At 69.0% G+C, this 14535-nt stretch carries 16 protein-coding genes; 7 read left to right on the top strand and 9 right to left on the bottom strand.

All coding sequences use genetic code 11. The features are described 5' to 3' along the window. Positions 1-3 precede the first annotated feature (3 nt). Positions 4-915, top strand: a complete 912-nt coding sequence (locus QRN16_RS17305) for an alpha/beta hydrolase (RefSeq protein ID WP_285188483.1) — start codon at positions 4-6, stop codon at positions 913-915. Here the strand turns inward: QRN16_RS17305 and QRN16_RS17300 are convergent. Then, positions 895-1734, bottom strand: a complete 840-nt coding sequence (locus QRN16_RS17300) for a type 2 periplasmic-binding domain-containing protein (protein ID WP_285188481.1) — start codon at positions 1732-1734, stop codon at positions 895-897. The genes QRN16_RS17305 and QRN16_RS17300 overlap by 21 nt on opposite strands. Positions 1735-1814: 80 nt before the next feature. Between QRN16_RS17300 and QRN16_RS17295 the strand changes: the two genes are divergently transcribed. The 4 genes from QRN16_RS17295 to QRN16_RS17280 are packed head-to-tail and all read left to right on the top strand — an operon-like array spanning position 1815 to position 5273. Next, the gene (locus tag QRN16_RS17295) at positions 1815-2786 is read left to right on the top strand and encodes an ABC transporter substrate-binding protein (RefSeq protein ID WP_027503838.1); all 972 of its coding nucleotides are present in this window, start codon (positions 1815-1817) and stop codon (positions 2784-2786) included. Next, positions 2783-3919, top strand: coding sequence for an ABC transporter ATP-binding protein (locus QRN16_RS17290; RefSeq protein WP_222650287.1), 1137 nt, complete (start codon positions 2783-2785; stop codon positions 3917-3919). Before QRN16_RS17295 ends, QRN16_RS17290 begins: the two co-directional genes overlap by 4 nt. Beyond that, positions 3919-4596 carry an ABC transporter permease gene (locus QRN16_RS17285; RefSeq protein ID WP_222638152.1) on the top strand — a complete coding sequence of 226 codons (678 nt, stop codon included), beginning with the start codon at positions 3919-3921 and terminating at the stop codon, positions 4594-4596. Before QRN16_RS17290 ends, QRN16_RS17285 begins: the two co-directional genes overlap by 1 nt. Next, positions 4593-5273 carry an ABC transporter permease gene (locus tag QRN16_RS17280; RefSeq protein ID WP_027503841.1) on the top strand — a complete coding sequence of 227 codons (681 nt, stop codon included), beginning with the start codon at positions 4593-4595 and terminating at the stop codon, positions 5271-5273. The genes QRN16_RS17285 and QRN16_RS17280 overlap by 4 nt, the downstream gene beginning before the upstream one ends. 6 nt (positions 5274-5279) lie before the next feature. Here the strand turns inward: QRN16_RS17280 and QRN16_RS17275 are convergent, their stop codons facing one another. The 4 genes from QRN16_RS17275 to QRN16_RS17260 form a co-directional block, all read right to left on the bottom strand. Next, entirely contained in the window at positions 5280-6512 is a 1233-nt protein-coding gene (locus QRN16_RS17275) for an NAD(P)-dependent malic enzyme (protein ID WP_502944011.1), read from the bottom strand. 243 nt (positions 6513-6755) lie between these two features. Next, on the bottom strand, positions 6756-7013 hold the full coding sequence (locus QRN16_RS17270) for a hypothetical protein (RefSeq protein ID WP_027503843.1): 258 nt from the start codon (positions 7011-7013) through the stop codon (positions 6756-6758). Beyond that, on the bottom strand, positions 7010-7888 hold the full coding sequence (locus tag QRN16_RS17265; RefSeq protein WP_222646045.1) for a PHP domain-containing protein: 879 nt from the start codon (positions 7886-7888) through the stop codon (positions 7010-7012). The genes QRN16_RS17270 and QRN16_RS17265 overlap by 4 nt, the downstream gene beginning before the upstream one ends. 28 nt (positions 7889-7916) lie before the next feature. Next, the gene (locus QRN16_RS17260) at positions 7917-8531 is read right to left on the bottom strand and encodes a suppressor of fused domain protein (protein ID WP_285188472.1); all 615 of its coding nucleotides are present in this window, start codon (positions 8529-8531) and stop codon (positions 7917-7919) included. 60 nt (positions 8532-8591) lie between these two features. Between QRN16_RS17260 and QRN16_RS17255 the strand changes: the two genes are divergently transcribed. Then, positions 8592-9302 carry a metallophosphoesterase family protein gene (locus tag QRN16_RS17255; protein WP_027503846.1) on the top strand — a complete coding sequence of 237 codons (711 nt, stop codon included), beginning with the start codon at positions 8592-8594 and terminating at the stop codon, positions 9300-9302. Further along, entirely contained in the window at positions 9292-10140 is an 849-nt protein-coding gene (locus tag QRN16_RS17250; protein ID WP_027503847.1) for a hypothetical protein, read from the top strand. Before QRN16_RS17255 ends, QRN16_RS17250 begins: the two co-directional genes overlap by 11 nt. A gap of 67 nt (positions 10141-10207) precedes the next feature. Here the strand turns inward: QRN16_RS17250 and QRN16_RS17245 are convergent, their stop codons facing one another. Genes QRN16_RS17245 through QRN16_RS17230 form a run of 4 tightly spaced genes read right to left on the bottom strand, consistent with a single transcriptional unit; the run spans position 10208 to position 14515 of the window. Continuing rightward, positions 10208-11368 carry an ABC transporter ATP-binding protein gene (locus tag QRN16_RS17245; RefSeq protein WP_056442586.1) on the bottom strand — a complete coding sequence of 387 codons (1161 nt, stop codon included), beginning with the start codon at positions 11366-11368 and terminating at the stop codon, positions 10208-10210. A 4-nt stretch (positions 11369-11372) separates the two neighbouring features. Beyond that, complete coding sequence (locus QRN16_RS17240; RefSeq protein WP_027503849.1) at positions 11373-12203, bottom strand: carbohydrate ABC transporter permease; 831 nt, start codon at positions 12201-12203, stop codon at positions 11373-11375. Between the two features lie 3 nt (positions 12204-12206). Beyond that, positions 12207-13145: a carbohydrate ABC transporter permease gene (locus QRN16_RS17235; RefSeq protein ID WP_027503850.1), complete on the bottom strand. Its 939-nt coding sequence runs from the start codon at positions 13143-13145 to the stop codon at positions 12207-12209. Continuing rightward, the gene (locus QRN16_RS17230) at positions 13142-14515 is read right to left on the bottom strand and encodes an extracellular solute-binding protein (protein WP_285188466.1); all 1374 of its coding nucleotides are present in this window, start codon (positions 14513-14515) and stop codon (positions 13142-13144) included. Before QRN16_RS17230 ends, QRN16_RS17235 begins: the two co-directional genes overlap by 4 nt. Between the last annotated feature and the right edge of the window lie 20 nt (positions 14516-14535).

The following is a 14535-nucleotide window of genomic DNA, read 5'->3' as shown; positions in this document are numbered from 1 at the left end:
GCGATGCGACCGATGACTCTGCCGTTGCCCGTGGTGTCCCGAGTTCTGAAGCCTGTGTTCCGGGTGATTCTGAACCCGCGCCTCCCGGTTCCGGTGCAGCGCACACTGCTCGAGGTCGCGGCCCGGTCGCTACCGCTGCCGGAGGGCACGGTGATCCGCAGCGAGACCGTGGGCGGTGTCCCGGTCGAACGGGTCACCGTCGGTGCCACCGTCCGACGCACCGCCGTGCTGTATCTGCACGGCGGTGCGTACACGCTGGGGTCGCCGCTGACGCACCGCGTCGTCACGTCGTCGCTCGCCCGCGACAGTGGCGCCGTCGTGGTGGCGGCGCACTACCGTCTGGCTCCGGAGCATCCCTGCCCGGCCGCGCTCGAGGACGCACTGGCCGTGTTCGACGGGCTGGTCGCCGACGGTGTCGCGGCCGATCACATTGCCGTGGTCGGCGATTCGGCCGGCGGCGGTCTGGCCGCGGCGACGACACAGGCGCTCGTCGACCGTGGCACATCACCGTCGTGCGTCGCGATGATCTCCCCGTGGGCCGATCCGGCGGACCAGGACTTCCCGGCGCCGCGCGACTTCCTGCTCGACGCTCGCTGGTTGCGGAACTCGGCGCGGCAGTATCTGGGCGACGGCGACCCGACCGATCCGCGCTACGCCCCCGTGCGTGGCACGTTGACCGGCTTCCCCTCGACGATGATCCAGTACTCCGCCGACGAGATCCTGCGGCCCCAGATCCTTCGCTTCGTCGACGCATTGACCGAGGCCGGTGTCTCCGTGCGGTGCACCGAACTCACGGATCTGTGGCACGTCGCCCACCTGCAGGCCACCCTGCTGGCCGAGGCAGCGACAGCGGTCAGGGAGATCGGCGCCTTCGTCCGCGACGCGACCGCCCACTCAGAACGACTGCGTCCCTAGCCAACTCGCGGCGACCGCGCCCGGATCCTCGCCGCCGCGGACACGGTCGACCATCTCCGCGAGATCCGCAGTGGTGAGTTCGCCGGCGATGATCTGCAGCGGACGGTCCAGCGTCTCGTCCACGGAGCCCTTGCGGAGGAGGGGGACGAGGACGTCGGCGGTGAGGCCGTCTCGATCGTCGGCGAGCACCACGTCGGTCGCATCGACCACGGCGACCCGGTCCGTGGCCCGGACGATCGTCACCTCGGTGGGGCCGGCAGGAGCGAACGCACAGTCGTAACTCTCGGCGAGGGCCCGTGTCACCGCGGACGCATCGACGGCCGGGTCGACGGCGGCGGAGAGGCGGGAACACTGCGGAGACAGAGCCGACAGAGTGGCTTCGGGGAGAGCCGATCCCGCGGCCGCGGTGACGGACACCGTCGGCCCGTTCTCGGCGAGACCCTGGTCGGTGACCGCCAGCCACTCCGGCAGTGCACGCGCCAGATCGGCGTAGACGTCCTCGGGCGCCCGCGCGGCGGACGACGGATCCAGTTGCGCCAGAAGCGATCCGGTGAAGCTGGGGACGAGCGCGACCGAGGCGTCGTCGAGGCCGGCGAGCGCGCCGGGGAGACCGTCGACCGTGTCCACCCGAGCGTCCGCTCCCCCGCGTGACAGCGCGTCGGCGTACAGGTGCGCCAGCACCGTCTGCACCGGAGTTCCGGTGTCGGCGACCACCAGCGGCTGCGGGCGCGTCGTCCCCTCGGGGCCGCCGGTACTCGAACACCCGGCCACCACCGAGGCCGCGAGCAGCGACGCGACGGCCGACCTGCAGACCCGCATCGACCATCCTCTCGAACCCGGTACCGGCGTTCCGGCGCCGAAAGCGGGCCGGTGTCGGGGCCTATCGTTACACTCGAACAGTGAACACGACACGTCGCACCACCTCACGTTCCGTGCGCGTCGCCGCCACCGCTCTGGTGGCCGCTGCAGCACTCACCCTGTCCGCCTGCGGCGGCGACTCCGATCCACTGAGCAGCGGCGGTGAGGGTGGTAGCGGAGGCGATCCGAACACCATCGTCGTCGGTTCCGCGAACTTCACCGAGTCCGAGATCATCGCCAACATCTACGCCGACGCGTTGAAGGCCAACGGCTTCGACGCCAGCACACGCCTGTCCATCGGCAGCCGTGAGGCCTACATCCCGGCCGTGCGCGACGGCTCCATCGACCTCATCCCGGACTACACCGGAAACCTGTTGCTGTACTTGGACCCCGAGGCCACGGCCACGGCGCCCGACGAGGTGAACACCGCCCTCACGGCGGCACTGAGCGACGATCTCCTGGCATCCACGCCGGCCCCCGGCGAGGACAAGGACGCCGTCGTCGTCACGCGGGACACCGCGACGCGCTGGAACCTGACCAACATCGCCGATCTCGCGCCGTACGCGGGTGAGGTCAAGTTCGGTGGGCCGCCCGAGTTCGCCGAGCGTCCCGTCGGCCTGCCCGGCCTGCGCGACAAGTACGGCGTCGACATCCCGGCCGCCAACTTTGTCCCGATCTCCGACGGCGGCGGCCCGGCCACCGTGGCCGCCCTCGCTGCGGGGGACATCACCGCGGCGAACCTGTTCACCACCACGCCCGCGATCGTCGAGAACGACTTCGTGGCACTGGGCGACCCGGACAACAACTTCCCGGCGCAGAACGTGGTCCCGGTCTACAACTCGTCGAAGAAGTCGGACAAGCTCACCGCCGTCCTCGACGCCGTGTCGGCCAAGCTCACGACGGTCGAGTTGCTGGCGCTGAACCAGGAGGTGTCGGGCGACGCGAAGACCGAGCCCGCCGCCGCCGCGAACGCCTGGGTCGTCGAGCAGGGTCTGGACAAGCCGGTCTCGTGATCTCGTTCGAGGGAGTCACCAAGCAGTACCCGGACGGAACGCTCGCGGTCGACTCTCTCGATCTCCGGATCGAGGACCGGTCGTTCACCGTCTTCGTCGGCCCGTCGGGCTGCGGCAAGACGACCTCGATGCGGATGATCAACCGGATGATCGAGCCCACGTCGGGCACGATCAGCGTCGATGGTCGAGACATCTCGACCGTCGACGCCGTCAAGCTTCGGCTGGGCATCGGTTACGTCATCCAGAGCGCCGGCCTGCTGCCTCACCGCACCGTCGTCGACAACGTCGCCACCGTTCCGGTGCTGACGGGTCGTTCACGCAAGGAGGCCCGTCGCGACGCGATGGAGGTCCTCGAGCGCGTCGGCCTCGATCTGTCGCTGGCCACCCGGTACCCCGCTCAGCTGTCGGGCGGCCAGCAGCAGCGCGTCGGGGTCGCGCGTGCCCTGGCGGCAGATCCTCCGATCCTGCTGATGGACGAGCCGTTCAGCGCCGTCGATCCGGTGGTGCGCGAAGACCTGCAGACCGAGATGCTCAGGCTGCAGGCCGATCTGAAGAAGACCATCGTCTTCGTCACGCACGACATCGACGAGGCCATCAAACTCGGCGATCGCATCGCCGTGTTCGGCACCGGCGGAACGTTGCAGCAGTACGACACCCCGGACGTGGTGCTGTCGGCTCCCGCGACCGACTTCGTCGCGTCCTTCGTCGGTCGGGACCGCGGCTACCGTGGACTGTCGTTCCGCCACGGTGACGGGGTGTCCCTGCATCCCATCACGACGGCGTCGGAACAGGACGCGGCGTCGGTCCGTCTCGACCAGGGCCAGTGGCTTCTCGTCGTCTCCGCCGAGGGCCGTCCGCGAGGCTGGATGGACGTCACCGGCCTCGAGGCGCTCAAGTCCGGCGCGAGCATCGCGGACAGCACCTCCGCGGGCGGTTCGCTGTACCCGCCGTCGGGCGATCTGCGACAGGCGCTCGACGCGGCCATCTCGTCGCCTTCCGGCGTCGGCGTGGCGGTCGACGCGAACGGCGCCGTCCTCGGCGGTATCGACGCCACCGAGGTGGTGGCGTTGCTGGCGGACCAGCGTCGAGCCGAGGACCGCGAGCGCGGCCGCCAGTACTTCGAGAAGCCCTGATGCGCTGGCTGATCGACAACATCGACATCGTCCTCGAGCTGACGCGGACCCACCTGTACCTGTCGCTGGTGCCGCTGCTCGTCGGACTGGTCGTCGCGGTGCCCGTGGGCGCGGCCGTGCGCACGGTGGGCTGGCTGCGGCGCCTGACCCTGGTGGTGGCGAGCGTCGCATTCACGATCCCCTCGCTCGCACTGTTCGTCACCATCCCGCTCATCGCGGGACTGCGTGTCCTCGATCCGTTGAACGTGGTCATCGCGCTCACGGTGTACTCCACGGCGCTGCTCGTCCGCGCAGTGCCCGAGGCACTCGACTCGGTGTCCCCCGCCGTCGTCGACGCCGCCACCGCGGTCGGCTTCGGACGGTTCCGCCGCGCCGCGACCGTCGAACTGCCGCTGGCACTTCCCGTGCTCGTCGCGAACGTCCGCGTCGTCGCGGTCACCAACATCTCGATGGTGTCGGTCGGGTCGGTCATCGGCATCGGTGGTCTCGGACAGCTCTTCACCCAGGGCTACCAGCGCGACTACCCCGACCAGATCCTGGCGGGCATCATCGCGATCGTCGTGTTGGCCCTGGTCTTCGACGCGCTGCTGTTCCTGCTCGGGCGTGCGTTGACGCCGTGGACCCGCGCCGGTGCGCCCTCGACGCGCCGGCGACGAGTGACGGGGGCCCGCGCATGAGCATCTTCTCCGACGCGATCGGCTACATCCTCGACGGCGCCAACTGGTCCGGCGGCACCGGCATCGCGACGCGTCTCACCGAGCACGTCTGGTACAGCTTTCTCGCCGTGCTGTTCTCCGTCGTCGTGGCGGTTCCGCTGGGACTGCTGATCGGGCACCTGCGCCGCGGCGAGGTGGCCCTGGTCGGCCTGGTGAACAGTCTGCGCTCGCTGCCGACGCTCGGCGTGCTGACGTTCCTCGTCCTGCTGCTCGGGCTGGGCCTGGTGCCACCACTGATCGCCCTCGTGCTCCTGGGCATTCCGCCGATCCTCGCCGGGACGTATGCGGGTGTGGCCAATGTCGACGCCACCGTCGTGGACGCGGCACGGGCGATGGGCATGACCGAACGCCAGGTGCTGCTGCGGGTGGAGATTCCCAACGCGCTGCCGCTGCTGCTCGGGGGCATCCGCAACGCCACCCTGCAGGTCATCGCCACCGCCACCGTCGCCGCCTTCGTCAACCTGGGCGGCTTCGGGCGGTACATCTTCGACGGTCTGGCGCTCTACAGCTACGACCGAGTGGTGGTCGGCGCGATCCTGGTGGCCGTGCTGGCTCTCGTGGCGGACGGCCTGCTGGCCCTCGCCGTGTGGGTCTCGGCGCCCGGGACGGGGCGGCTGCGCCGCGCGCCCCGTCTCTGAGACCTCTCAGGCGACGCCGTCCGCCTTCGCAGCCGCGCCCACTGCCGCCGCGACGGCCGGAGCGACCCGCGGGTCGAGTGGGCTGGGCACGATCATGTCGACGCTCAGATCGTCGCCGACCACGGACAGGATCGCGTCCGCGGCGGCGAGCTTCATGTTCTCGGTGATGCGCCGCGCGCCCGCATCGAGAGCACCGCGGAACACACCCGGGAACGCCAGCACGTTGTTGATCTGATTGGCGAAGTCGCTGCGTCCGGTGGCGACGATGCCGGCGTACTTCTTCGCGTCCTCCGGATGGATCTCCGGGTTCGGGTTGGAGAGGGCGAAGACGATGCTGTCGTCTGCCATCGAGGCGATGAGTTCGTGCCCGATCTTCCCCGCGGAGACCCCGAGGAACACGTCCGCATCGGTCAGGGCGTCGGCGGCCGTCCCGGAGAGGCCGCGCGGGTTGGTACGCGAGGCGAGGTCGACCTTCACGGGATTGAGGTCGGCGCGATCCGCACCGACGATGCCCTTCGAGTCGAGCACCACCACGTCCGAGATGCCCGCGGCGAGTAGGATGTTCGCGCACGCGACGCCCGCGGCTCCCGCACCGGAGATGACGACACGCAGACCCGCGAGCTCGCGCTTCTGCACTGCCACAGCGCCTTTCAGCGCAGCCAGGACGACGATGGCCGTGCCGTACTGGTCGTCGTGCATGACCGGGCAGTCGAGTGCCTCGACGACGCGCTTCTCGATCTCGAAGCACCGGGGTGCCGAGATGTCCTCGAGGTTCACGGCTCCGAAGCTGGGGCGCAGGCGGATCAGCGTCTCGACGATCTCGTCGACGTCGTTGGTGTCGAGCACCAGCGGGATCGAGTTGAGGCCGGCGAACTTCTTGAACAGTGCCGCCTTACCCTCCATGACGGGCAGCGAGGCGCGCGGGCCGATGTCGCCCAGACCCAATACCGCTGAGCCGTCGCTGACCACCACCACGAGTCGCTCGGTCCAGGTGTACTTGTTCACCAGCTCCTGATCGGCGGCGATCGCACTGCTCACCTTGGCCACCCCGGGGGTGTACGCGATGGAGAGGTCGCGCTTGGTCTCGAGCGGCGCGGTGAGCTCGACGGACAGCTTGCCGCCCACGTGGCTGAGGAAGATCTCGTCGTCCGTGATGGTCGTGAGGTCGTCGCGGGCAGGCCGGAGGCCGGTCGTGTGTTCGGTCGGATCTGTTGCGGCGGTCACTGGGCGCTCCTTCATCGTCCGCACGAAGGGTGCGGATCACAGTCGTGAGGGGAAGTCGAGATGCGCGCCCGGGGGATGAGAACCGAGGGCAGGCGACATCTCGATGCGTGCGCGGCGGGTGAGCCGACTTCGCGCGCCACCGACGAGCGGTGACCGGGGTCGATCACCACGGGGTGGCGGTGATCGCGAGTGGAGCCAGTGTGCCACCGCCGGTTCCTCGGGAGCAAACAGGTGCCGGTCAGCCTCACCCTTGTCTCGTCAGCCCCACCATTGCGTCCACAGCAGGGCTCCCGCGACGACCAGCACGCCCAGTGAGCCGAGGAACGACACCCCACGCGAGCGATGGTCGGCGATCCGCTGGAGCAGGAGCGCCGCGACGACGGCGGCGACGTGCCACGCGATGGACGCGGTGCCGGGGCCGGGGAATCCCCGATCACCGCCGACGACGGCGGCGGCGATGACGAGCGCCGTGAGGACGACGAGACCCGCGGTGATCGATCCGCTGAGCGCCTTCACCGGCGGCCTCCGGGTACGACGAGCGGCACGCCCGTCGCCCGGCTCACCAACGCGTCGAACTGGTCCTCGGCGGTGGTGCGGGCCGCGATCGGCGTCGTCTTGTTGGTGCCGTGGTAATCGGAGGATCCGGTCACGACGAGATCGTGCTCGCGCGCGATGTCGCGCAGGACGTCCGCGTCCTCGGGGCTGTGGTCGGGGTGATCGACCTCGAGTCCGCCGAGTCGCCCACCGGCGGCGAGCTCCAGAATGTGGTCGGTGTGCAGGAGTCGACCTCGCGTGCGCGCGCGGGCGTGGGCGATGACGGGCACTCCCCCGGCGTCGGCGATCAACTCGACGGCGAGGTCGAGTGGGGTGTCCGCCTTCTCGACGTAGTACGTCCCACCGGTCCGCAGCAGGTCGGTGAACGCGTCGTTCACGGTCTCGACGACTCCGGCGGCGACGAGTGCACGGGCGAGGTGCGGGCGGCCCGCCGACGGACCTGCCGCGGCGAGGATGGTGTCGGCGTCGACGTCGTAGCCGTCGGCCGCCATACGGTCGATCATGCTGCGCAGACGCACTTCCCGCTCCCCACGTAACCGGCTGCGCTCCTCGGCGAAGGCGACGTGCCCGGGGTCGAAGAGGTACGCGAGCAGATGCACCGTGACCGGGTCACCGTCGGCTCCGCGGCCCTGGCACGACATCTCCATGCCACGGACGAGGGTGGGCGCACCGGGCGTCGCGGTCACCGCGGCCACGGCCTCGTCCCAGCCGTGAGTGGTGTCGTGGTCGGTCAACGCGATCACGTCGAGGCCCGCGGCGGTCGCCGTGGCGATCAGCTCGGTGGGCGTCTCGGTTCCGTCCGACGACGTGGAATGGGTGTGGAGATCGATCAGCACGCGCCCAGTCTGTCAGGTGCGCGAGCGCTCAGGTGGGCGGGCGCAGCGACGCCGCCGAGCGCCGCGGGTCGGCGATGTCGATGCCCGCCTCGGTCCACGCGTCGCGCAACGCATCGGCTCCGCGCAGGCGCACCCACGCGGCCTCGGTGCCGGTGATCGGGACTGCCCGCAGGAACCGCACCGGATCGTACGGTTCGGGCAGCTCGAGGTCGGCCACCCCGGACTCGGCCGTCAACAGCACCGCCGTGAACGGAGCGCCGGGCCAGAGAGGCTCGCCGGCGTCCAGCAGGGCGTCGGGCACCAGCACGATGCCCTCCACCGCGGGTGAGGCGGCGAAGACGGCGAGCGTGCGCCAGACCTCGGCGACGGATTCGTCGACTCCGCGCAGGGCCAGGATCAGCTCGGCGCGCGGGCCTCGGTGCGAGTCGGTGACCATGTCGGACGGGTCGGCCATCGGATGCCGCGAGCACCCGAGTGTGGCGAACCGCACGACTCCCTCGACGTCGGCAGCGAACAGCAACACCTCCAGCGGCTCGAGGCCCAGGAAGGTCACGGATGCGCTGGACGGGTCGTCCTGACCGAGCACCGTCTGCAGATGGGTTCGCACCTGCGCTGTCACGTCGCTCCCACTCACACCGTCCATCCAACCCCACGACGTCCGTACCGGCTCCGACGGGACCGGCGTGCCGGTACGGTCCTGCGTGTGGTGACTGTGCTGACCGTGTCCGACGAGGTGGTCGAAGGCCTGTGGAACGCCCGCACACTCCCGTTCGACGTCGACCTGGTCCTCGGTGCGGGCGACCTGCCCTTCGAGTACCTCGAGCACCTCGCCGAGGCCGCCGACGCCCCGTGCGTCTTCGTCCCCGGCAACCACGACGCCGACCTCACCGGGTACTCGGCCGGTCGAGCCGGCTGGATGCGTGCCGGGCTGCCGTCGAGCTGGCCCGGTCCGGACGGCGCCGTCAACGCCGATCGACGGATCGTCAGCGCCGCCGGTCTGCGGATCGCGGGGCTGGGCGGGTCCATCCGCTACCGCGACGGACCCAACCAGTGGACGGAACGGCAGCAGAAGCGGCGCTCCGGCTCCCTGATCCGGACCCACACCTGGCACCCGCTGCTGCGACGCGGAGCGGACGCACACGGGGTCGACGTCCTGCTGACCCACAGCCCACCGTTCGGTGTCGGCGACGCCGAGGACGCACCACACCGCGGTTTCCGGTGTCTCGATCCGCTCACCGAGCGGTTGCGGCCTCAGCTCCTCGTCCACGGACACATCCACCCGCACGGCACGAGGCCGGCCGACCGACAGCTGCACGGAGCCACGGTGATCAACACCGTCGGCTACGCCCTGATCGACATCACCCCGGGCGGCGACACCGCGCCCATCATCGAGAGGCGACGTCATGGCTCGTGACACCGGATTCCCCGCTGCCGACGCGCAGAACGACTTCTCCCGCCAGCGCCGGCGCGCGGACGTGGCGCGGTTGGTCGGCTGGCTGCGCCGTCAACCGGACGACATCAACACGATCCTGCCGTTCGACGAGGTGGTCGCCGCCCTGGGCAAGGTGCGGGAGCGCCGCGTCGGACTCGAGGTCATCCGGGTCGACTCGATCGTGGGCAGCGTGGATCGCACCCGCGACTTCGACCGGTACTTCCGCCCGACGTCGACGCGGACACGCGAACGCTGGCAGCGCCTCGCCACCGCCTGGCGCCGCGGCGAACCGATGCCGCCCATCGAGGTGTATCGCGTCGGCGGCATGCACTTCGTCATCGACGGGCACCATCGCGTGTCCATCGCCTGCGCGATGCACAGTCTCACCATCGAGGCCTACGTCACCGAGATCATCACCCGCATCTCCCCCGACGGCATCTCCACGAGGGGCGATCTCCTGGTGAAGGATCACCGGCGCATCTTCCTCAGCCGCGTCCCCCTCACCGGGAAGTCGCGCGAGGCGATCGAGTTCACGGATCCGTGGCAGTACGCCGAACTCTCGGATGCGGTGGAGGCCTGGGGTTTCCGGCTGATGCAGGAGCTCGGCGAGTTCGTCGACCGGCGCACCGTCGCCCGCCGCTGGTTCGGTGAGGAGTTCCTGCCGGTCGTCCGGATGGTGCGGTCCGTCGGGGGCATGTTGACCCGCCACACCGACGCCGAGGCCTACATGTGGGTGGCGCGCGAGCGTTACCGCCTGGTGCGCAGTCACATCTGGAACGACGAGATCATCGCGCAGCTCAAGGAGGCCGCCCCGAACTGAGACGGGCGCCGACCGAGACGGCGACGGCCCCCATCGTGCGGTGGGGGCCGTCGTCGCGTTCGAGCGGTCAGAGCGTCAGGTTGGCACCCGACTCGACGTCGAACACCGACACGCGCTTCTGGTCGAACCACAGCTCGATGGACTCACCCATGCGAGCGGCGGACTCGGCCGAGAGTCGAGCGACCAACTGGCCGCCGTCCGCGCCGGAGTCCGCGGCCAGCTCGTCGAGTTCGCGCGAGGTGACCTTGGGGCCCTCGGCGGAGAAGTAGATGTACTTGTCCGACCCCATCGACTCCAGCACCTCGACTCGCGCCGAGAACGTGCTGCCGTTGATCTTCTGGTACGACTCGACGAGCGAGGCGTCCTCGAGATGCTCGGGGCGGATGCCGACGACGACGTCCCCCTTCGCGTTCTTCGAGGCGATCTTCTGCCGCGCCTCGTCGCTCAACCGGATCTCGCCGAGCGAGGTGGTGACCCCGCCGTCCGTCAGACGACCCGACACGAAGTTCATGGACGGCGACCCGATGAAGCCCGCCACGAACAGGTTTCGCGGGTGATCGTAGAGCTCCTGCGGCGAGCCGATCTGCTGCACCAGTCCGCCGCGGAGCACGACGACGCGGTCGCCGAGCGTCATGGCCTCGGTCTGGTCGTGCGTCACGTACACCGTGGTGGTCTCGAGACGCTTCTGCAGCTGGGCGATCTCGGTCCGCATCTGCACGCGCAGCTTGGCGTCGAGGTTCGACAGCGGCTCGTCCATGAGGAACGCCTTGGGGCTGCGGACGATCGCGCGTCCCATCGCGACGCGCTGACGCTGACCACCGGAGAGGTTGGACGGCTTGCGGTCGAGGTGCTGGCCCAGGTCGAGGATGCGGGCGGCGTCGTCGACCTTCTTCGCGATGTCCTCCTTGCTCATCTTGGCGAGTGTGAGGGGGAAGGCGATGTTGTCGCGCACCGTCATGTGGGGGTAGAGCGCGTACGACTGGAACACCATCGCGATGTCGCGATCCTTCGGTGCCCGCTCGTTCACGCGCTCACCGGCGATGCGCAGCTCGCCGCTCGAGATGTCCTCGAGGCCGGCGATCATGTTGAGCGTGGTGGACTTTCCGCAGCCGGAGGGTCCGACCAGGATGATGAACTCGCCGTCGGCGATGGTGATGTCGACGTCGCTCACCGCCGCGGCACCGTCCGGGTACAGCTTGGTCACTTTGTCGAGAACGATTTCGGCCATGGACTTATCCCTTCACTGCGCCGGACGTCAGGCCCGCCACGATACGACGTTGGAAGAACAGGACGAAGATGATGATCGGGATGGTGATGACCACGGCCGCAGCCGCGATCGAGCCCGTCGGTTCCTCGAACTGCGAACTACCGGTGAACTGTGAGATCGCTGCCGGCACCGTGACCGAACGCTCGGTGGCCGTCAACGAGATGGCGAGCAGCAGGTCGTTCCACGCGAAGATGAAGACGAGGATCGCCGCGGTGACGATGCCCGGTGCCGCGAGCGGTGCGATGACCTTGCGGAACGCCTGTCCCGGGGTGGCACCGTCCATCTTGGCGGCCTTCTCCAGCTCCCAGGGGATCTCACGGAAGAACGCCGACAGCGTGTAGATGGCGAGCGGGAGCGCGAACGTGATGTACGGGATGATCAGGCCCGGCCAGGTGTCGAACAGGCCCAGCGCACGCTCGATGTCGAACAGCGGTGTGACGAGCGAGATCTGGGGGAACATCGCGATGAGCAGCGCGGCGCCGACGAGGAGCTTCTTGCCGGGGAAGTCGAGACGAGCGACGGCGTAGGCCGCCATCGTGCCGATGACCACCGCGATGAGCGTGGTGATGAGACCGATGCCGATGGAGTTGATCAGGGCGCTGGTGAATTGGGACGTCTGGAAGATGCCCTTGTAGTTGTCCAACGTCCACGTCGTCGGGATGAACTTGCCGTCGGCGATGTTCGCCACCGGCTTGAACGACAGGCTGATGATCCACACGAGCGGGATCAGTGCGTACAGCAGGACGAGAAGGTTGACGATGGACCAGCCGGCCTTCGTCTTCGTGGTGGCTGCCATGGGTCAGCGTCCTTCCGCGTCGGAGCCGGGTGCGGAGGCCCCGAACAGTTTGATGAAGACGAAGGCGATGATGGCCACGCAGAAGAAGATCAGCACGCTGATGGCCGACCCGATACCGAGGTTGAACGCCCCGAAGAGGTTGTCGTACCCGAGGATCGACACCGAACCAGTGCTGTTGCTGCCCTTCGTCAGAACGTAGATGTTGTCGAAGATGCGGAACGCGTCGAGCGTGCGGAACAGCAGCGCCACGAGGATGGCCGGCTTCATCAACGGGATGATGATGCGGATCAGTCGGGTCCACGCGCCGGCGCCGTCCACCTGGGCCGCCTTGAGCAGATCGTCGGGAACGAGCGCGAGACCGGCGAGCAGCAGCAGTGCCATGAACGGCGTCGTCTTCCACACCTCGGCGAGCACGACGATGGCGAGCGACGGAAGCTGCTGCGTCAGAGGCGCACTGCCCTCGGGAAGCAGGTTGGCCAGGTAGCCGGTCTGCGGTGTCCACGCGTAGTACCAGCTGTACGCGGCGGCGACGGTGACGATGCCGTACGGGATCAGCACGACGGTGCGGACGACGCCGCGCCCGAAGATGGTGCGGTGCATGACCAGCGCGACCGCGAGGCCGAGGACGAACTCGATGATCACCGAGATGACGGTGATGCCCACGGTCACCGCGAACGCCGTCCACCAGTAGCCGTCGGTGAGGACGGAGACGTAGTTGGACAGGCCGACGAATTCCTTGTCGTCCGGGAATGCCAGGTTGTACTTCTGCAGACTCAGCCAGAAGGCGTAGATGATGGGATATGCGGTGACGGCGATCATCAGGATCGCGGCGGGAGCGACCAGCAGGAGCCCCAGTCGGCGCTCCGCCTTCTTGCCCTCGGACACCGCCTCGGCCGCCTTGGCGTGCTTCTGCGGGCGTCGGGGCTCGTCGGTGACGGTCATGGGATCAGCCCTTCGGAGTTCACGGCCTGGCGGACCAGATCGGCAAGCCTGTCGACGTCTCCCACGGGATCGATGTCCTGCGGGGGGTTGAGCGCGTCGGTCAGGAGGATCGAGATGGACTGGTACGCGGGCGACACCGGTCGGACCGCGGCACTCTCGATCGAGCCGAGAACGCCCTCCCATGCCGGGTAGGCGGCCTGGAACTCGGGATCGTCGTAGAGCGAGCGGATCACCGGCGGCACACCGCCGTCGACGGCGTTGTTGCGCTGGTTCTGCTCGTCGGTCAGGCACGCGACGGCGGCCCACGCCTCGTCGGGATGCTCGGTGGTCTTGGCGACACCGATGTTGAACCCGCCGATGGTGACCTTGGCGGGCTCACCGGGGTTCACCGAGGGGTACGGCGCACTGAGGAACACCTCGTTCACCGCCGCGTCCTGCTGGTCGGCGGGAACGGTGGACAGGTCGAGGAAGGACACGCCGCCCGCGGCGGCGTTCTCCTTGAGTCCGGGGAGCACGAACGGGTAGTTAACCTCGGCGAACATGGTGCCCGCCTCGACGCCGAGACGTGCTGTGCCCTCGTCACTCTGGGAGACCGAGGGGTCGGCGCCGGGAGCGGTCGCGACGCTCTTGATGATCGAGAGCGCCTTCTCGGTGGCCGCGCGGTGCTCGGGGGTGTCGTTCAGTGTCACGGTGGTGCCGTCCTCGCCGACGACGGATCCGCCGGCACTCTCGAGGAGGGTGTTGAACCAGACCATGAAGCCCTCGTACTGCTTCGCCTGCACACCGATGGCCGCGGGCTTGCCGGAGGCGGCGTTCTCGCCGGCGGTGGCGATGAGGTCGTCCCACGTCGCCGGGGGCTGGCCGTTCGGCACCATGTCCGAGCGGTACCAGAGCAACTGGGTGTTGGAGTTCAGCGGGACCGCGTACAGCTTGTCCTTCTGCTCCGTCTCGGGGTCGAGCCACTCGGCGGTGGCGAGCGGGCCCTCGAGCACCGATCCGTCGCGCAGCTTCGCCTCGAGATCGTCCGGAACCGGCAGTGCCCAACCGGCTTCGGCGAACTCGGCGGTCCAGACGACGTCGAGTGTCATCAGATCGAGCGTGCGGTCGTTGCCCGCCAGACGGCGAGCGAGCTGCAGGCGCTGATCGTTGGCGCTCTTGGGGAGAGTGCGCTGCTCCACCCGGTACGCGCCGCCCGACTGCTCGGTGCACGCCTGCGCCGCCGCCGCGTACTGCTCCGCGCCGTCGGCGGCGGTGTAGAAGCTCAACACGATTCCGTCGTCGGAGGATCCACACCCCGCCAACAGACTTCCGGCCACCACCGCGGCGGCCCCTGTCGCTGCGAGTTTCCTCGCCCTGTACCTCTTCGGCACGACCGCCTCCTCTGCCGCAA

The organism is Rhodococcus sp. MEB041 (assembly GCF_030208955.1).
In the GTDB taxonomy this organism is placed as follows: Bacteria; Actinomycetota; Actinomycetes; order Mycobacteriales; family Mycobacteriaceae; genus Rhodococcoides.
The sequence above is the reverse complement of the archived record's forward strand: the minus strand, read 5'-3'. Positions and strand labels throughout refer to the sequence as shown.

What these genes read in the sequence shown, in the direction of transcription:
- QRN16_RS17305 (WP_285188483.1), top strand. Translation starts at nt 4, where the DNA reads ATGCGACCGATGACTCTGCCGTTGCCCGTGGTGTCCCGAGTTCTGAAG.
- QRN16_RS17300 (WP_285188481.1), bottom strand. Translation starts at nt 1,734, where the DNA reads ATGCGGGTCTGCAGGTCGGCCGTCGCGTCGCTGCTCGCGGCCTCGGTG.
- QRN16_RS17285 (WP_222638152.1), top strand. Translation starts at nt 3,919, where the DNA reads ATGCGCTGGCTGATCGACAACATCGACATCGTCCTCGAGCTGACGCGG.
- QRN16_RS17280 (WP_027503841.1), top strand. Translation starts at nt 4,593, where the DNA reads ATGAGCATCTTCTCCGACGCGATCGGCTACATCCTCGACGGCGCCAAC.
- QRN16_RS17275 (WP_502944011.1), bottom strand. Translation starts at nt 6,512, where the DNA reads ATGAAGGAGCGCCCAGTGACCGCCGCAACAGATCCGACCGAACACACG.
- QRN16_RS17260 (WP_285188472.1), bottom strand. Translation starts at nt 8,531, where the DNA reads ATGGACGGTGTGAGTGGGAGCGACGTGACAGCGCAGGTGCGAACCCAT.
- QRN16_RS17250 (WP_027503847.1), top strand. Translation starts at nt 9,292, where the DNA reads ATGGCTCGTGACACCGGATTCCCCGCTGCCGACGCGCAGAACGACTTC.
- QRN16_RS17245 (WP_056442586.1), bottom strand. Translation starts at nt 11,368, where the DNA reads ATGGCCGAAATCGTTCTCGACAAAGTGACCAAGCTGTACCCGGACGGT.
- QRN16_RS17240 (WP_027503849.1), bottom strand. Translation starts at nt 12,203, where the DNA reads ATGGCAGCCACCACGAAGACGAAGGCCGGCTGGTCCATCGTCAACCTT.
- QRN16_RS17235 (WP_027503850.1), bottom strand. Translation starts at nt 13,145, where the DNA reads ATGACCGTCACCGACGAGCCCCGACGCCCGCAGAAGCACGCCAAGGCG.